The 17,234-nt window shown below is 45.8% G+C and carries 14 protein-coding genes; 3 read left to right on the top strand and 11 right to left on the bottom strand.

Features of this window, described 5'->3' with window-relative positions; translation table 11 throughout:
* Positions 1 to 85 precede the first annotated feature (85 nt).
* Positions 86 to 2,356 (top strand): bifunctional alpha,alpha-trehalose-phosphate synthase (UDP-forming)/trehalose-phosphatase, encoded by a 2,271-nt coding sequence (locus tag J3P40_RS11895; protein WP_256005871.1) that lies wholly within the window; start codon positions 86 to 88, stop codon positions 2,354 to 2,356.
* A 14-nt stretch (positions 2,357 to 2,370) separates the two neighbouring features.
* Here the strand turns inward: J3P40_RS11895 and J3P40_RS11890 are convergent, their stop codons facing one another.
* From J3P40_RS11890 to J3P40_RS11880, 3 genes are all read right to left on the bottom strand, one after another.
* Complete coding sequence (locus J3P40_RS11890; RefSeq protein ID WP_256005870.1) at positions 2,371 to 4,155, bottom strand: glycoside hydrolase family 15 protein; 1,785 nt, start codon at positions 4,153 to 4,155, stop codon at positions 2,371 to 2,373.
* A gap of 24 nt (positions 4,156 to 4,179) precedes the next feature.
* Complete coding sequence (locus tag J3P40_RS11885) at positions 4,180 to 4,824, bottom strand: DUF6266 family protein (protein ID WP_256005869.1); 645 nt, start codon at positions 4,822 to 4,824, stop codon at positions 4,180 to 4,182.
* A 67-nt stretch (positions 4,825 to 4,891) separates the two neighbouring features.
* Complete coding sequence (locus J3P40_RS11880; protein ID WP_256005868.1) at positions 4,892 to 5,536, bottom strand: DUF6266 family protein; 645 nt, start codon at positions 5,534 to 5,536, stop codon at positions 4,892 to 4,894.
* Positions 5,537 to 5,804: 268 nt separating this feature from the next.
* Between J3P40_RS11880 and J3P40_RS11875 the strand changes: the two genes are divergently transcribed.
* On the top strand, positions 5,805 to 5,969 hold the full coding sequence (locus J3P40_RS11875) for a hypothetical protein (protein ID WP_256005867.1): 165 nt from the start codon (positions 5,805 to 5,807) through the stop codon (positions 5,967 to 5,969).
* A gap of 3 nt (positions 5,970 to 5,972) precedes the next feature.
* Positions 5,973 to 6,452 (top strand): hypothetical protein, encoded by a 480-nt coding sequence (locus J3P40_RS11870; protein WP_256005866.1) that lies wholly within the window; start codon positions 5,973 to 5,975, stop codon positions 6,450 to 6,452.
* Between the two features lie 35 nt (positions 6,453 to 6,487).
* Here the strand turns inward: J3P40_RS11870 and J3P40_RS11865 are convergent, their stop codons facing one another.
* From J3P40_RS11865 to J3P40_RS11830, 8 genes are all read right to left on the bottom strand, one after another.
* Complete coding sequence (locus J3P40_RS11865; protein WP_256005865.1) at positions 6,488 to 6,919, bottom strand: hypothetical protein; 432 nt, start codon at positions 6,917 to 6,919, stop codon at positions 6,488 to 6,490.
* A gap of 66 nt (positions 6,920 to 6,985) precedes the next feature.
* A complete protein-coding gene (locus J3P40_RS11860) occupies positions 6,986 to 8,182 on the bottom strand; it encodes an ATP-binding protein (RefSeq protein WP_256005864.1) in 1,197 nt (398 codons plus the stop codon).
* A 95-nt stretch (positions 8,183 to 8,277) separates the two neighbouring features.
* Entirely contained in the window at positions 8,278 to 8,703 is a 426-nt protein-coding gene (locus tag J3P40_RS11855) for a hypothetical protein (RefSeq protein ID WP_256005863.1), read from the bottom strand.
* A gap of 186 nt (positions 8,704 to 8,889) precedes the next feature.
* On the bottom strand, positions 8,890 to 9,129 hold the full coding sequence (locus J3P40_RS11850) for a hypothetical protein (protein ID WP_256005862.1): 240 nt from the start codon (positions 9,127 to 9,129) through the stop codon (positions 8,890 to 8,892).
* A gap of 50 nt (positions 9,130 to 9,179) precedes the next feature.
* Positions 9,180 to 9,785 carry a Crp/Fnr family transcriptional regulator gene (locus J3P40_RS11845; RefSeq protein ID WP_256005861.1) on the bottom strand — a complete coding sequence of 202 codons (606 nt, stop codon included), beginning with the start codon at positions 9,783 to 9,785 and terminating at the stop codon, positions 9,180 to 9,182.
* Between the two features lie 78 nt (positions 9,786 to 9,863).
* The gene (locus J3P40_RS11840; protein ID WP_256005860.1) at positions 9,864 to 12,395 is read right to left on the bottom strand and encodes a metallophosphoesterase; all 2,532 of its coding nucleotides are present in this window, start codon (positions 12,393 to 12,395) and stop codon (positions 9,864 to 9,866) included.
* Position 12,396: 1 nt separating this feature from the next.
* Positions 12,397 to 13,821 carry a RagB/SusD family nutrient uptake outer membrane protein gene (locus J3P40_RS11835; RefSeq protein WP_256005859.1) on the bottom strand — a complete coding sequence of 475 codons (1,425 nt, stop codon included), beginning with the start codon at positions 13,819 to 13,821 and terminating at the stop codon, positions 12,397 to 12,399.
* A gap of 14 nt (positions 13,822 to 13,835) precedes the next feature.
* On the bottom strand, positions 13,836 to 17,156 hold the full coding sequence (locus J3P40_RS11830; protein ID WP_256005858.1) for a SusC/RagA family TonB-linked outer membrane protein: 3,321 nt from the start codon (positions 17,154 to 17,156) through the stop codon (positions 13,836 to 13,838).
* Between the last annotated feature and the right edge of the window lie 78 nt (positions 17,157 to 17,234).

The raw sequence follows: 17,234 nt of genomic DNA, 5'->3' as shown, positions 1-17,234 counted from the left end.
ACTGGCACTCAGGCTAATCTTAATAAGCAATAAATTTAATCTTTGGAAAAACAATTGCGCACTTGGAGATGTTGTAAAGTCAGATATGCCAACAAAAAACAAAACAATTATAATATCGAACCGGCTTCCCGTAAAAATCAGCGAACAAAATGGTGAATATATTCTGAGGCCGAGCGAAGGTGGTCTGGCCACCGGTCTTGGATCCGTATACAAAAATGGCGACAACATCTGGATCGGCTGGCCGGGAATAGAAGTTCCGGCAGACAGGCAGCGCGAGGTAACCAGAAAGCTGGCTGCGTTAAACTTAATACCTGTTTTTCTTACCAACGAAGAAATCAATTTCTATTATGAGGGCTTTTCTAATGAAATCCTTTGGCCGGTATTTCACTACCTGGTTACCTATGCCAATTTCGACCAGGCCTACTGGGATTATTATCAGGCGGTAAATGCCAAATTTAAAGACGTCGTTTTGCAGCATAGCAAAGACGGCGATACCATTTGGGTGCACGACTATCAGCTGCTCTTACTGCCCAACTTAATAAGACTGCAGCAGCCTGGCGTTACCATAGGTTTCTTCCAGCATATTCCGTTTCCGTCATATGAAATATTCCGGCTTATTCCCTGGCGTGAAGAGCTGATTGCGGGCATGCTTGGTGCAGATTTGCTCGGCTTCCATACCTTCGACGATGTAAGGCACTTCCTGAGTGCGGCATCGCGACTTTCCAGCGGCAAGCTTTCGGAAAATGTGATTGTCGATAAAAACCGGCATGTGGTGGTCGAGGCCTTCCCTATGGGCATCGACAGTGAGAAATTTGAAAACCTTACCAATCACCCCAAAGTAGCACGGCATTCCACTGCTTTCAAGGAAAGTCAGAAAGACCTTCGGATTATATTGACCATCGATCGGCTTGATTACAGCAAGGGGATCATACAGCGGCTTCAAGCCTTAGAGCTGTTGCTGCAGCTCCATCCCGAATACATTGAGAAAATTGTTCTTTATATGGTTGTTGTGCCTTCGAGAGATACCGTTCCCCAGTATAAGGACCTTCGGGATCGTATCGACCAACTGGTAGGCAATATCAACTCCAGGTTCAGAACAATGAACTGGTTGCCCATCCATTATTTTTATAAATCGTTCTCAGTAGAATTCCTCTCGGCATTGTACAGCACGGCCGACATCTGCCTGGTTACGCCCATGCGCGACGGTATGAACCTCGTAAGCAAAGAGTATGTTGCATCCCGTATCAACAACGACGGAGTGTTGATACTTAGCGAGATGGCAGGCGCATCTAAAGAACTCAATGAAGCATTGATCGTTAATCCGAACAACATTGGCGACATCATGCGGGCCATTGTACAGGCTATCAATATGCCGCGCGAAGAGCAGGAAGCACGTATGACCAATATGCGACATACCGTTAAAAAATTCAACATACACCTTTGGGTAAAAAACTTTATAGATAAACTACAGGAAGTAAAACAGATGCAGCAGTCGCTTTTAACCAGATACGCCTCCCAGCCGATCCGTGAAAAAATAGGTCATGATTATGCCAATGCGGCCGACCGTTATATTTTTCTCGACTACGATGGTACGCTGGTTGGTTTTCATGGCGATATCAACCTTGCGGCGCCCGACGAAGAGCTCTATGCGCTGATTGATAAACTGCTCAGCGACCCGGCTAATCATGTCATCATCATCAGCGGCCGAAACTACAAGAACCTCCAGAAATGGTTTGGTCACCTCAACATCGGCATGATTGCGGAACACGGCGCATGGCTTAAGCAGCAGGGCGAAGACTGGCAGAGTGTGCCTTTCCTGACCGACAAATGGAAGCACGAGGTTAAGGCTGTTCTCGATACGTATACCGACCGTACTCCGGGCTCCTTTGTAGAAGAAAAAGCTTTTTCGCTGGTGTGGCATTATCGTAAAGTAGAGAACGGGCTGGGCGAACTGCGCGCAGGTGAAATTGTGAATCACCTCAGGATGTTTATTGCCGACAAGGGCTTACAACTGATGGAAGGCAATAAAATCATAGAGTTTAAGAATATAGAGATCAACAAAGGCAAGGCTGCCCTGAACTGGCTGGCCAACCATAATCCCGACTTTATGATTGCCTTTGGCGACGACCATACCGATGAGGATATTTTCAAATCCCTGCCGGAATCGGCCTATACCATAAAAGTAGGCAACAATATATCGGCGGCGCGGTATTATCTGCGCGACCACAAAGAAGTAAGAGAATTGCTGAGTCAGCTTGCCTATAATAAATTTCCGGCAACAACGGCACAAACAGAAAAGTCAGCGACCGAGCAACCCTCATTTCTGAAGCGATTGCTTAAGTCGCTGACCAACTAAGCTTTCAATACGTATTAAAGAAACGCCGGCCTGTCGAGTTTAACACCAATCCGATGGGCCGCATTCATTAAGCCCACATGGCTGTAGGCCTGAGGGAAATTACCCCATTGGCTGCCGTCGCGCTCGTCCACATCCTCGCTGAACAAAAGCAGGTGGTTCGAATATTTTATGATGGATTCAAACTCGCGGATCGCATCCTCTACCCGGCCCACACATGCCAGTGCTTCCACGTACCAGAAGGCGCAGATCAGGAACGTCGTCTTCGGCCTGCCAAAGTCGTCGGTATGCAGATAACGGTAAAACAAACCATTTTCAGCCTTAAGTTCCTTCTCAAGCGCCAGCAGATGGTCCTTAGCACGGTCAGACGCCGGGTCCAGATAGTTCATCAGGATCAACTGTAAAGTACTTGCATCGAGGTGACTGCTGCCTACGGCGTGCGTGTACACCTTTCGCTCCGGATCATAGCAAGCCTCAATATGCTCAGCAGCCCTGTCGATCAATATCTGCGCACGTTCCTCATACTCCGCGTTGCCGATGGTTTTGGCCATTTTGAGCGCGGCATTGGCACCCGCCCATTGAAACAAGTTGGTATAGCAATGGATATGCGCAATATTTCTGAACTCCCACAAGCCGGCGTCGCGCTCGTCGATGGTACGCTCAATTTTACTCAGCAGATTGTCAAGCCACTGCGCCGAATCCTGACGCTCCCTGAATATAAACCTATGGTCGGAATACAATGGCAGCATAGAAATCAGCACCTGGCCATAAATATCGTTCTGAATATGCTCATAAGCCTGGTTACCAATACGTACAGGCTTATTGCCCTGGTACCCATGGATATGATCCAGCACGCTCTCTTTCAGCAGGCGCTCGCCGCTAATACCAAACAAAGGCTGATAACGCTTTTCATCCCGGAAGGAAATGTCGGTTACGTATCCAAAGTACTTTTCCATCTCCTCGAAATGTCCGATGTGGTTCAGCGCCGTAATAACATAATAGGTGTCGCGCATCCAGCAATAACGATAGTCCCAGTTGCGCCCGCTGCCCGGCGATTCAGGCAGACTGGTTGTGCTGGCTGCTATAATAGCACCGGTATCTTCATACTGGTGAATTTTAAGCACCAGCGCCGAGCGGATCACCAGATGCTGATAAAACCCGGCAATATTAGAATGCTTAATCCAGCGTCTCCAGTAGCGGATGGTTTCCGTCAGGAATCGGTCGGCCGTACTAATGATCGGTGCATTCAACTCATACCCGTAAGTCATAATCAGGTACTTAGGTTCATTGAGCGCAAAGTAATGCTCATCTTCAATATAGCTCAGCGAAATATTCGTGCTCAACTGCATCATTTCGGTGCAGCCGCTAAAGAGAATATGGTTGCTGCCACGGCTGCCCTTTTGCCGCGACTTGCCATAATTACATACCGGCTTACACCTCACCCGAACCCGCGGATTGCCCTCAATCGGCTCAATCTTGCGGATCATCATTAAAGGCTTAAAATAGCGTTCATGGTGATAAAATCTAGGTGCGAAATCCGTAACCCGGTATTTGCCCTCCGGGTTACTAATCTCCGTACATAAAACATTCGTGTTTTCCAGGTAAAACTGACGCGAAGTGAATTCGCCATGCGGCTTTATCGAAAATTCACCCCCGTTTTCTTCGTCGAGCAAGCCTCCGAAGACAAAACTGCTGTCAAACCTTGGCCAGCAAAGCCAATCAATATTCGTATTCTTATTAATATGTGCAAGATATGCACAGTTTCCAATGATACCTGTCTGGTAGGTATGCCTTTCTGCCATAAATAATTTAAAATTGTGTATAAATTAAACAGCACCATGCAGGTTTTGTTTACCTAAATAAACACTCTCTGTCGTATCACGTTTAGTCCGCGACGCGAAGCACATATATACCTCCATATACGCATTGCACAACTCAGGTGGCAAGTATAGCTGCTCGCTGCAGGCACAGCGATCAGCACCGTCCAGCACGTAAACAGCGCGGCTCAGCACAGGGAAGAAAGCCAACAGCATCACCCGCTCACTGGCCTGCTCAAAACAGGTATGCGGCTCAAAGTCCCAGGTAACCAAAATGCCATCATCATTGAGCACAGCGGAGGCAGTGGTACCTATATGCCGGCCACAAGCCAGCTTAACCTTCGCATAATCCAGATACAGATCAGGATACACACCATCAACCGCATTTTTTAAATGGTAAGACACAGCCGCATTAAATGCTGTCTGCCCTGCTTTCATCTTTCCGTCAAAACCGATATTCACAAACTCACGCACCACTTTCAGAAAAGCCATCACCACCGCAAGCGCATTTCTGTTGGCCGTTTGCTTTTCAGAAGCAGGCACCCTACACTCCCCCACAGTACGCACTACCTGCCTGCCATTCCTTATATAAAAAACCAGATTCCCTAAACGGCCGCTGTAGCCACCTAATAAACCCGAATTCAAAGTTGCCATAACATCATAACATAAATAAAACATAAGACTAAAAGTGCGGCGTGCACGGTCTGGCACGCCGCACAGACTACATCACAACCGCGCTTCCCACATAAAGCGTGTTGCTGGCCGTTTTGCCGTCAGCCGACACAAAGTTCATCCATACATGAACCGTATCTCCGCTAAAATTGACAGGTACGGCAAGGTCGTAGGCAAGGGCCGAACGTAAAGCTGCATCAGCCCTTACCACAAACTTGTCCTGCGCCGGGTTGTACACCACAAACGAAGCCTTGTCCGATGCCGCGCCCACGCCAGTGTCCGGAACCGCCGTCCAGCTAAAATCAAGCTGAGCGTCCGTGTTCACCTGCATCTCCAGGCCAGCGGCATTGCCAAGCATCCCTGAGCTGTACATAAACTTCGGATAGTCGATCGTCCAGTTCAAACCAGAGCCAGTCACCGCATTGCGATAATTGTACACAAAGGCAGCGTTAAAAGCATTCTGCTTTTCCTTGTGCGCATTTCTGAAACCGGTGCGGATCAGTGGCGTGATCCACTTCTGGAAGCTAACCACCAGTTTAAACCTGGCACGAAAACTAAGCTGCCCCTCACTGGGTGGCAACTCACTAGGGTGAGGAATTGCTGTGATCACATTCTGTCCGTTAACTCGCCGACCGACCAGGGCACCCGTCTTCTTCTGGAAGCCACCAAAGGCTCCCCAAATCTGAATTCCCATGATAAAATCATTAGAGGTAAAACATTTGGTTAATTATACCACCTGCCCACCGCTTTCGCTACGGCCACCTCCTGGAGGCACACCCAAGCTACTCAGGCACCAAATGGTAACACCAAAGCTACCGCTGCCAATGTTTTGAAAAAGAATGATTTAGAGCAATAAATTATGGTAAAAACACCACAATTCTTGCAATGTAGATCTTTATGCCTACAAGTTTGTTCCCGTTAGGATTTTTGCATAAATTTGATTGGTTTCTAAGAGAACTATAATGAAAAAAAGTAAGCAATCATTCGAGCAAGCCGAATTAGAGCTTCTTAAGGAAGGTTTGAAGCGCAGCTACAAAGAACGTTTCGAAATGGCTACCCGTCTTTACAAGATTCATCAGACGTTGAGTAAAGCGACTATTTCTCACAAACCTTTTGTTAGCAAATAGTCCGTGGATATTTTTGATGAAGAGATTTTAAAGTTCTGGAGAGCTCTACAAGAATGTGGGGTTGCGTATATTATGGTCGGTGGATATGCCACCAACTTGCACGGATACCAAAGGTTCACAGGAGATTTGGATCTTTGGCTGCAGGATAGCGTAGACAACAGAAGAGCGCTGCGTCAGGCTTTTGTTAAATGTGGCATGGGGGACTATCCTATGATTGATAATATGCAATTTGTACCCGGATGGACCGACTTTCGTCTAAACAATGGCCTTAGACTTGATATTCTGATTGAAATGAAAGGTTTAGAAGGATATACTTTTCAAGAATGTTTAGACATGGCGTCGATCGCCGACATTGAAGATGTAACTGTGCCTTTTCTTCACATCAATCAGCTCATAGAAAACAAAAAGACCGTAAATCGTCCTAAGGATCAGTTAGATGTATTGGCTCTAGAACAAATACGCAAAATTAGAGGCGAACTTTAAATGATGCCATCTGGCCAGCAGTCTGCAATCTCCAGTTAGTCGCTGAGCACTATTTTCTCAGGGCCGCTGATCTTCTCGACATGGCAATTGCACTTGCCTCCTTTTATTTTGAAAATTGCCGTCTTCGTGTCGCCATTAGCCACGTTGGTGCCACTAACCTCAACCTCGTCGCCACTTTCAGAAAATAACTTTAACTGATTGTCGGCAGTGACTACATAAGTGCCGGTAACATCCGTACGTGCATCTTCACCTTCCATCAGCACTTTGCCCGTTCTTAAGTTTTTAGCGGTATAATTCGCAACATTCACCGCCGCGCCCGTTTCGCTTTCAAACCGCACCACGATGCTCACATATTGTTCGGTGCAAATCTTATTCGCTTCACAATCTGCAGCAAGATCTTCCTTACAGGCAACAAAAGCAGTCGCCAAACATAAAACTAAAAACAGGTTTCTGATCTGAAAGGCCATAGGTTGTTATTTTATTAGAAAAACGAGCCCAACACAAAAAACGCTACAACCACTATTGCCGAAAAATCAATATAAAAACCCAAACAGCCATAGCGGTATTTTGTTGCCGAAACCATATTCCAGATCGTCTGCCACTATATAAGCCTTTTCATGCCCCCTTATCTGCTTGCCTTTTTTGTTTATGCCTCCTATTTCCATCAGATACTTCCCGTTTACCATAAAATCCCCGGCTTTAGGATATGTTACCACTGCACCCGAATTCTGCACCTGCGAAAGAAAAAAAGTCTCCCTCATATTACCAATATCTGGCTTCCCTTCAGCAAGGGCAGCAATGAGGCTTGTATTATGCAAATAAATCTTTTCAGGTTTATTCATCAGGCTCGTTCCATAAGAGGCCGAGCGTAAATTATGAATCAACTGAGCCTGTTCCAAAATATGAAGCATCTCTAAAAGTCGGACTCTCGAAGTATCTACCTGCTCCGCCAGCTTTGAAATATTTGGAGTAAACGGCACAGCGGTCGAGAGGACGTACATCAATTTCTTGAGTTTCGCCAGCGTAGCAACCTCTAGCGCCTTTGCCTCCGGCAAATCATAATCTATAATAACGTTTATCAACTGATTGATACGCATAAAATAGTCCGACTCTCCCTCTAAAAAAAACGGATATGCTCCATAAGTGAAATAATCATTAAGCGATTTTAATGGGGAAGCGATAATCTTAAGAAGTTCCTCCGCAATATCCGCATGGTTATTCAATATCTCCTCAAAACCATAAATCGGCATCTCCGTCAAGTGCTTCAACGAAAGATACTCCCTAAGCGACAACTCCGGTAAATGATAGTTAAGCATCCTCCTGCTTAAGTCTGCTCTTGACTGCTGTAAAGCCAAAATAGAAGAGCCCGAGATTACCAGTTTCATCTCCGGCAAAAAATCATAAATGTTCTTCACAGCCGTCTGCCAGTCAGCATACTTGTGCACTTCATCCAGAAAGAGATGCCTGCCCCCTAATCCGTAAAAACGCTCGGCCACTTCAACCAAGTTATTTTGCCGAAAATACAAGTCATCCAGCGAAACATATAACGTCTGGTCTAATGGCAAGTTCTGTTTAATGTATTGCAACATCATCGTCGACTTACCAGTGCCACGCGCACCTTCGATGCATACGCCTCTAGCGTTCCAGTTAATCTTATAACTTAACCCCCTTTTAAACTTAATGTCAGATGAGCCCAATAGCAGGCGAAACCTTTGTGTCAGTATATCCATTGCATGATCAATACATCAAAAATACAAAAACGTTTCGCAAAAGAAACGTTTTAAGCTCAAAATCGTTTCACAGAAAGAACAATAGCGTTGTCGATTTATGGTGAAAATACGATCTCCTTGGGGCCAATCACCTTCTCTACATGGCAATTACACCTCCCACCTTTGATCTTAAAAGTTGCTGTCGCAGTTTCCTCAGCAGCTACGCTAGTCGCCCGGACTTCTACCATGTCACCGTTTTCAGAAAGTAAGTCCAACTGACTGTCGCCGGCAACGATATAGGCACCCCAAATATCCATACGCGCTTCATCACCTTCCATCAAGACCTTGCCCGTTCTCAGATTTATAGCCTGATAATTCTTAATCTCTGCTGTTGCACCCGCCGCCGTTTTAAAGCTTACCAAAATATACACATATTGTTTCGTGCAGGTTTTATTACAATCTCCGGTAAAATCTTCCTTACAGGCAACAAAAGCAGTCGCCAGACATAAAACTAAAAACAGGTTTCTGATCTGAAAGGCCATAGGTTGTTAATTTATTAGAAAAACGAGCCCAACACAAAAAACGCTACAAACTGTTTGCGGCGAAATATGCTCCGTTCAACAGATTTCTTTACTCAGAACAAGCAAGGTCATTTATTCGGGAGCGTATAAAAGTAGACTTTCCGGCCGCATTACAGCCTACGACGAAAATTAACTTTCTGGAATCCACTATTCAGTAAGTTTCTTTATCACGGTATCTTTTATTTGAACCGGCATTTCATTCTCGTCATAGACGATCTCCACATTCACCAAATACTTTTCGCCGGTAGGAAGTTCCTTTCTGTAATAGCCACCATCTTCTCTATAAAGCCCATAAAAAGGTTTACCCAACTCAAACGCACGTTGCCTACCCATTTCATGCATATTATCCATGTTCTCCAGTAGCCTATCTATTATTGCTGGTCTCATTTTTGAAAAGTATTTGTACTCAAAAATAGTAAAATCTTTCACATCAACCATCACCTCCTCCCCCTATCCCTCAGCACCAACTCCCTCTTACCCGTCGTAAGCGTCTTCTGGCAGATCCCCAAGAACCACCTGATCTCCCTGTCGGGCAAGTTCAGCAGCCATAAACGATGAAACCACGAGTAAAACAAATCATAACGTAAATTAGGCCTCTTCATCAGGATCGCCGTATGCAGCATCCGCCAGCGGTGCATCTCGTTCCGGATCATATTCGTATAAACCATAGCCTCCGGATACTTACTGTAAATCACATCCATCTGCGCCTTGGTAATCGTATAAATCTCCGAATCATCCAAAGCAACAATGTGCACCGTCTGGTTCTGGAGCCCCGCAAAAAACTCCTCCGGCAAAAGCATAATATCATTTAGCGTCCATATATAGAAAGTCTCCGGCTCATTCTCCTCATTCATATAATACCCCTTAAAAGCACCCGAAGCAATATAATGCGCCTCATCAGCCATCATCTTAGGCATCAAAATCTTGTCGCCCTTCTTAATTACCTGCTTTCGAAGCGTATTGTCATCTTCCAGAAGAGAGCGTAATTGTTTACTCATTGGATGCATAGCACCCAACATGTTGGTGAGTTTGCGTTTAGGCATGATCAGTTAGCGTTTATTTAATATTTGGTTAGTTCATTAAAAAAACGTGCGCAGCCCTTAGACCACGCACGTAGGCAATCAGTCTTCCTTAAACAGCAGGAACTTTTCACCCTTATAAGTCACGCGGTAGAAGTTCTTCCCCTCTACTAATAGGGCTTCGGAATAATCTTTAGCATGCGGCACATCCGTATTGATCACCTTGTTATCATACAACACGCTTATTGTATCAGCTACAATAGTATGACCCGTTACAATATGCTTTGCCTTGTATTTGGCAAGAATACTATCCACTGCAGCCCCGGTATTTACCTTTGGACCGTAGTAACCACGATACCAGAACGGCCCATAAGTCTGGCTCATCACCAGATTAGTATTTGCATCACCGTAGTCAGGTCGCTCATCTGCATAGTAGGGCCTGGCCAATTGGTTCATATCCGAAACCGTCATAGACGATGCGCTGATCTGCGGCGACAATCCACCATGCACGAACAGCAGGTCGCCAATCTTTTCAACGATGTTTTTCGATCTTAACCACCTTCCAAGTTCGGTGTTCTCACCGTAAAGTTCCGTGAGCGTTTTGCCCAATTTTTCTGCACTCCTTTGGTACTTCTCATCAGCATAGCGATGGTCGCCCTGCAGGTTCATGATCTCATGGTTCCCCAATATAAAATGCACTTGACCACCGGAAGCCTTCGCTTTTTCTTCTAAAGAGTAAATCAGCCATAAACACTCAGTCACCTGCTTTCCGCGGTCAAACATATCGCCCGAAAACACCAGGTGCCCATTGCCAAATGTCCAGTTATAACCCGTATCAATGATTTTATTGTTTTGCAACAGCATGCGGAATTTCTCAAAATTGCCTTCGATATCGGAAAGTGCGAATATTTTTGAACCAGGCGCCGTCTCGGAAGTGGGAATATTAATTGAACGCTGTAATGCCACAGTAAATTTTTTGCCAGGTCTATCGGTGCCAACAGCGAAGTCGTCTGCCACGCTGTCTCTAACCGCGTCAGGAGCTACCCAGAAAGCAGTTTTTTTGTTACCAACGGCGAAAACATATGGTCCGTCCGTAAGCCGTGCAAGTTGCAACCTGATCGCAGCAACTAACTTTTCACCATTATCTTTAAGGGGGTCAGGAAACAATGGTCCCGAATGCATATCAAGGGCGTAGGCGTTGTTAGCGTTGAACACAGACTTTCCGGATTCATCCAGCAATATGGTTCTCGGGTACCCCAACACCCCGTAGCCTTTAAATGCAGGATCATTTTCTCCTTTTCCATCGGTGTACAGGTTGGTTAGGTCGTTCAAACCGTTCTGTCTAATTAACGCCCGCCATTTGTTTTTGTCCTTCTCGGAAGAAATGTTCGCAACTACGAGTCTGCAGGAATCCCTAACCTGCCGGGCAACATGCACAAGCATTTTAGCGGTCTGCGTACTCTTCGGATTGTCCGGATTCCAAAAATTAAGAAGAAGCAAACGCCCTGCATAGCCCTCTTTAGATTGTCTATCACCGTTAAGGTCTGTCAGACTGAAATTGAACCCTTTCTGCCCGATGCCCGATAAAAACCGGTGATATTTCAGGTCATATTCCTTCACATGCCGAACGTGGTCCAGGAAATCTGAGATATCGCTATAATATCTCGCAAGTAAATGCTCGAACTCCTCTACATAGCCTTTTTTGAAGGTCAGTTCCTTGATACCTCTCGAAGTAATCAAAAATGTGAGGCAGTTCGCGAGCGCGTTTCCTTTAAATAAATGTTTCGATCTATTGTAGTAGGAAATCAACTCATTGGTTCCGGTCAGACTATCATGTTTCAGGTCAAAGTGATACTTTCTAAGTGTCGATTGCCTTGCATACTCAAAGTAAACATAATTCGCCTGCGTTGCACCAGAATAATTGATAAGCCACCTACTGTGCAGTCCTGACGTTGTCTGGTCAAAGATCCGCACGAGTTCGTCGCTGCTCAGGTTGTACGTTTCTCTCTTTGCGCGAACAATTCCAAACCTCAAAATGCGCTCATACTCGAATCTAGAGATAAGTTGCGCTTTTATATATGCTAAAGCGAACGGACTTATCTTTCCACGCCACTTGTTTATAACAGTCTCAACAAGTTGCTCCTGACGATCCAAATGCGTATTCCACTCCTTAAAATCTCGCATGTCAACAACTACACTTGATCGCTTGTTCAGGGGCATCGCCAATGTGCTTAGCCGCGAAACATAATCTTCCAGAAGGAGTAGTTTCTCAGCCCCCTTGCCATAGAAGCGAACCGAATCACGATCAATTTCGGCTGTAATGTCATCATTAAGTTCCAGCAATACCCATCCAAAAAGCGGCCGTACCTGGAGTTTTGGTATAATTCTTCCCAGATTGATCAGCACGGCCTTCTGCTGCTTAAATCTAAACTCCTTTCCGCCCGGCACCACAATTCCAGTGAGCCTCAGATCTTCGGGATAAAAGTATGAAGCACTTTGATAGCTTAACGAGTCTGGACTACGCAGGCCCTCTCTAACTTTAATGGTAAAACGCGGCGGCAATTTTCGCCCAGCAGCCAATACAACGGAGTTACAAGCGAAAGCGAACAAAAGAACAAAGATGATCTTGTTCATACTAATATCCGTCGTTTTGGTCCAACCCTGATGATTTAACGTCCAACAATGGAATGGGCGCTATCGCCTTATCATTAGGATAAGACAATTCCTTTGGGGAACCGGCCACAGCATCCTCCCTTTTTACCGGCAATTTCCACCTCATCAAGTCAAACATTCTGAACCCTTCAAAGGCCAGCTCTTTCCGTCTTTCCTTGTACACCGCGTTCAACAGCTCAGCGCCCATTACCGTAGTTGCACCTGCATTTACATCTGCCCGCTGCCTTACCTGATCCAGGAAAAACACGGCGCTGTCAGGCCGGTTCAACTTTGCATACGATTCAGCGGCAATGAGATACATTTCAGAACTGCGTATTAAAGGAACGTAATATAAATTGGAGGGAAAATCATCAGAAGTAAACGCATTTTGAGGAAACTTTACGACATTCCATCCGCCGACGGCGGTTTTATTTACCCAGACACTACGCTTATCCGTAGCGCTTTCAGTTAGCAAGTCCGCGATATCTGCAGTAGCTTCGAAAGATATAAACTCCCTGAAATAGAAGGACGGGAAAAGCACCGAGTAATTTGCACCGGCAGCGGCTGGCGGCGATGAAAATATAGCCTCTGTATCATTTGAGGTGAACAGATTATTCGGATACCCTGCTAGCATCAGGGGTTTAACCGCGATTACTTCCCTGCTTCTCGAAATAGCATTCTGCAACTGCCCTGTATTCAAATAAGCCCGCGCAAGCAGTGCCAGAGCGGCAGTTTTGGTAAAATAGATCGGCTTCGTTGGCGAAATCGGCAATGCCAAGGCCCGGTCCAGATCCTGTATTGCCAGCCGGTACACCTCTTTTACCGGTAATCTCGTGCCTTGGTCAGTCCACTTGGAAGATGTAATATATGCAATGCCCCTATGCGAGCCGTCGGAGGTGAAGTTAACTTGCTGAGCGAAGTAGTTCACTAAAAAAAGATGCAGGAAAGCCCGCAATCCATAGGCCTGTCCCAACAAAGAGGCAGCCAACGCGGGGTTTTCTTTCTCAAACTCATTGGCCTTCTCAATAACAAAATTGCAGCTTCTTATCGCCCCGTAAGCATTGTAGGACACCCCGTTAAGGTTACCTGTTTCAGGCCTCACGCCAGAACTTGAGCTTTCGTCTGGCTGCTGCTGCCATTTGTACAGCGCAGAAAGCGGACTGTTCCCAATTGGCTTAAGGTTATCTGCAGCAAGATCCGGGTAGATCAGGCTGGCATCAAGGTTCAGACTCAATTTTATATATATGCCCAGAGCAAATTCACTCGTTGTCTTCAGGTCAACCACGTAGTCCTGCCTAATTAGCGTGCTGTTGTCGTTTACCTCATTTAAATAATCCTTTTTGCAGGAAAGCAGACAAGATGCCATCGTAGTCAGAAGGAAAATCTGTATCATTAATTTTGTTCTCATATGATTCGTTTGTATTAAAACCTTGCGTTTAAGCCGATGGAAAATACCCTTGCATTTGGATAGGCAAAACCATTATTACCCAGAATATCGGTATTGTCGGGATCGGCCCCTTTGTATTTCGTAAAAACAGCCAGGTTATTCCCCTGCAAATAGACCCTGGCAGATTGAAGTCTCGCACGGGAAATCAGCTTGTCCGGCAGGCCATAATCCAATACGACATTCTGAATTCTCAGGTAATCGCCGCTAAACAAATACCGCGTAGAAGGTTCATTACCCCTGTCCGTATTGTTCAGTAGTCGTCTCGGATTCGGCGAGGTATCCCCTGATTTTTGCCAGTAATTCATTGCCTGAACAGATTGGTTAACATAGGGCGACCGTCCGTCATTCAGATAAATAGTCCTCGAAGCGTTGTCAAAGATCTTAGAACCGTACTGATAATATAGCGACACCGAGAGTTGCAAATCGCGATACCGTAACGTATTGATAATGCTGCCAAAACCGTCAGGTTGTGGCTTGCCAACAAACTGTCTCGCTCCCTGAGCGTAAGTATTGGTAATCGTACCATCTGCTTTCAGCCATTGAGGACGTCCGGTCTGCTGATCAACCCCCGCCCAAACCGGTATATAGAAAGCGTTGAAGTTCCGCCCCTCCTCGCGGCCAATATTCCCTGTCAAAATCTGTGCTATCGGCACGTTCGCCTTAATCAGGATATTTTCATTCCTACTCCAGTTGCCTCCCAGATCCCAGCTCAGAGATTTACCCTTCAGGATACTTGTGTTCATTTGGATCTCCAACCCCTCGTTTCTGATATTCCCGATATTTCCCGGCACAGAAGGATAACCAGCGAACGATGAAAGGTTCATCGGAAAAATCAGATCCCTGGTATTTCTCTGATAGTAATCCATGGTAAGCGAAATCCTGTTATGGAGAAATCTTGACTCGAGACCGATATCCCAGGTCGTAGTCGCCTCCCACTGAATGTCTGGGTTTCCGGGGGTAGATGATGGAAGCAACGCCTGGCTGCCATCGAAATAGGCAATTCCAATTCGATCAAACCTTGTGTAAGCATCGATGGCCGAGGCGTTACCAGCAGCGCCTATGCTACCCCTGATTTTGAGATAGCTCAACCAGCGATCCCTGTCTTTTAGGAAAGTTTCGTTAGACAGTATCCAGCCAAGGCCGGCCGACCAGAAGGTGCCCCAGCGCTGGTCATCTCCAAACCGGGAAGATCCATCGCCTCTGATACTTCCGGTAAAATAATATTTACTGTCAAAACCATAATTCGCCTGTGCGAACCAAGAAAGTTGCGTTTGCCGCGTTGCATAACCTGCATATGCATTTTGGGTATATCCGGGACTACTCAATTGATCATAGAAATCGAGCGTTCCCTTCGTGCCTATGACCTCCGCGCCCAAGTCTTTCTGGTTAGTCATTTGAGACTCTCCCCCAACTAGCAAAGTAACGGCGTGAATGTCTGAAAGTACCTTGTTATATGTTAACGTATTTGAGTTAATAATGCTGCTTCGCTTTACATCCCGTTCACGAATACTAGGTGGTAAGGTCGAAGGGGAAGCTGCTAAGAACACCGGACTATTTTTAAATTTTGATTCGGCCAGCATAAAATCAACGCCCAGGAGGCTTTTCAGCGTAAGCGATTTGAACAACGTCAGTTCACCGTTAATGCTGGCCAAGCCCCTGTACGCTGTGTTGTTGTTGATATTATATTCGCTTTGCGCCGCCGGGTTAACTGCCTGGCTTGTCAAGCCAAACGGATAAACCAGAATATACTGGCCATTCTCCGATCGTACAGGATTAAGCGGCGATATGATTTTTGACAAGGCAAACCCGTCCGTACCCGAAAAAGCGTTTGAAAAGTCTTGTGAATTATACGAGAAAGTAGAATTAAGCCCCAGTTTAAAGAAGTCAGCCGGCCTATTTTCCAGATTTATCCGGAGTGACTGTCGGTCATAACCTGTATTTTTTACCGCTCCATTCTGACTTGAATACTCCAGGTTTACGTAGTAAGTATTCCTGTGGCTCCCGCCCGACATAGATATCTCATTGCTCGTCGTATACGCGGCCCGCTCGTATACTGCATCATCCCAGTCAGGCGCCGGATAAAAAGTACCATCGGAACGCACCGGGAATTTGGCCTTCAAGTCGGCAAGGATTTTCTCGTCCGTCCAGTTGGCAGCGTTTGTATTCTTATATGTTTGATAAAGGAGACTAAGATAATCCTGTTGGTTGAGCACTTCCGTTTTGCCATCCATTCGGCTGGCAAAATCCAGTTGCGACCGGAAGTTAAAAATAGTCTTACCAGCCTTCCCCTTTTTGGTTGTTACCAAAATCACCCCGTTACCTGCTCTGGCACCATATAGCGCAATGGCAGAAGCATCTTTCAGTACAGAAATTGACTCGATATCGGATGGGTTTATCTGTGCAAGCGGATTCGTAATTTGCGTGACCCTCGCGGGGTTAGCCTGAAAGGTTTGATTCGTAACCGGTGTGCCATCTATCACAAAAAGTGGACTTCCGGCAATCGATCCCTGGCTCAGGTCTGCTCCGGTAGCAATACCTCTTAAAACGAGGTTTGCCGTGTTTCCCCCCGGCTGTCCGGTGCCGTTGGTAATTTGCAGTCCCGGTACCAGTCCTTGCAAACTCTTGTCAAAGCTTCTGTTTGGCAAGTTCTGTATTTGTTCCCCTCTTACTACGGTCACCGACCCGGTCAAAGCCTGTTGAGTCGTTCTGCCGTACGCTACCACCACCTCATCAAGCTCGCTGGTACCCATTTCCAGCCTAATGTTACTAAAATTAGCCGAAGCAGGCAGTTCCTGTGTTTTATAACCTACATAACTAATTTGAATACTGGCCCGGTCGTCCGTTCCCGGCAAATAAAAGACACCGCTGTCATCGGTTGTCGTATATTTGTTTGTTCCCTTCACCTTAATCGTAACACCTGGGATAGGTACGCCCTTTTCATCATAAACGGTACCCTTTACGTCAATAGGCGGCTTTAACGCCTCTACCAGCCTGTCAAGAAAATTCTCCTCCCTCCTTTTTACCACGATGGTATTCTTCACCAGTTCAAACGTCAGGTTTTGTTGTCTGAAAACCTCGTTCAATGCCTGTTCAAGGCTAACATTATTCAGTTTAATGTTCAGTTTGTTGTCGTTAATCAGCTTGTCTTTATAAAAGAGATTATAGCCGCTTTGTTCCTGTATTTTCTCCAGGATTTGTGTAAGCGGGGCATCCTTTTCAGATAGGGTTATTTGCGATCGTACGGTCGCGCTAAGCTGCATACAAAAGGCAAATAACAGTATGGCCGTTATTTTCATTCTGAGAATGTTTTTGGGCGAGAAAAATGCCTTATATACAGGCAATTTCCTGCATAAATTAATTTGCATAAATTTGTT

Origin of the sequence: Pedobacter deserti, from assembly GCF_024436415.1 — a bacterium.
Taxonomy (GTDB): Bacteria; Bacteroidota; Bacteroidia; order Sphingobacteriales; family Sphingobacteriaceae; genus Pedobacter; species Pedobacter faecalis.
This window is presented reverse-complemented; position numbering and strand designations above follow the sequence as displayed.

Excerpts from the sequence above, each read along its gene's own strand:
- J3P40_RS11830 (WP_256005858.1), bottom strand. The coding sequence starts at position 17,156 with ATGAAAATAACGGCCATACTGTTATTTGCCTTTTGTATGCAGCTTAGC.
- J3P40_RS11885 (WP_256005869.1), bottom strand. The coding sequence starts at position 4,824 with ATGGCAACTTTGAATTCGGGTTTATTAGGTGGCTACAGCGGCCGTTTA.
- J3P40_RS11845 (WP_256005861.1), bottom strand. The coding sequence starts at position 9,785 with ATGCCTAAACGCAAACTCACCAACATGTTGGGTGCTATGCATCCAATG.
- J3P40_RS11880 (WP_256005868.1), bottom strand. The coding sequence starts at position 5,536 with ATGGGAATTCAGATTTGGGGAGCCTTTGGTGGCTTCCAGAAGAAGACG.
- J3P40_RS11895 (WP_256005871.1), top strand. The coding sequence starts at position 86 with ATGCCAACAAAAAACAAAACAATTATAATATCGAACCGGCTTCCCGTA.
- J3P40_RS11860 (WP_256005864.1), bottom strand. The coding sequence starts at position 8,182 with ATGGATATACTGACACAAAGGTTTCGCCTGCTATTGGGCTCATCTGAC.
- J3P40_RS11850 (WP_256005862.1), bottom strand. The coding sequence starts at position 9,129 with ATGAGACCAGCAATAATAGATAGGCTACTGGAGAACATGGATAATATG.
- J3P40_RS11875 (WP_256005867.1), top strand. The coding sequence starts at position 5,805 with ATGAAAAAAAGTAAGCAATCATTCGAGCAAGCCGAATTAGAGCTTCTT.
- J3P40_RS11865 (WP_256005865.1), bottom strand. The coding sequence starts at position 6,919 with ATGGCCTTTCAGATCAGAAACCTGTTTTTAGTTTTATGTTTGGCGACT.
- J3P40_RS11840 (WP_256005860.1), bottom strand. The coding sequence starts at position 12,395 with ATGAACAAGATCATCTTTGTTCTTTTGTTCGCTTTCGCTTGTAACTCC.
- J3P40_RS11855 (WP_256005863.1), bottom strand. The coding sequence starts at position 8,703 with ATGGCCTTTCAGATCAGAAACCTGTTTTTAGTTTTATGTCTGGCGACT.
- J3P40_RS11890 (WP_256005870.1), bottom strand. The coding sequence starts at position 4,155 with ATGGCAGAAAGGCATACCTACCAGACAGGTATCATTGGAAACTGTGCA.
- J3P40_RS11835 (WP_256005859.1), bottom strand. The coding sequence starts at position 13,821 with ATGAGAACAAAATTAATGATACAGATTTTCCTTCTGACTACGATGGCA.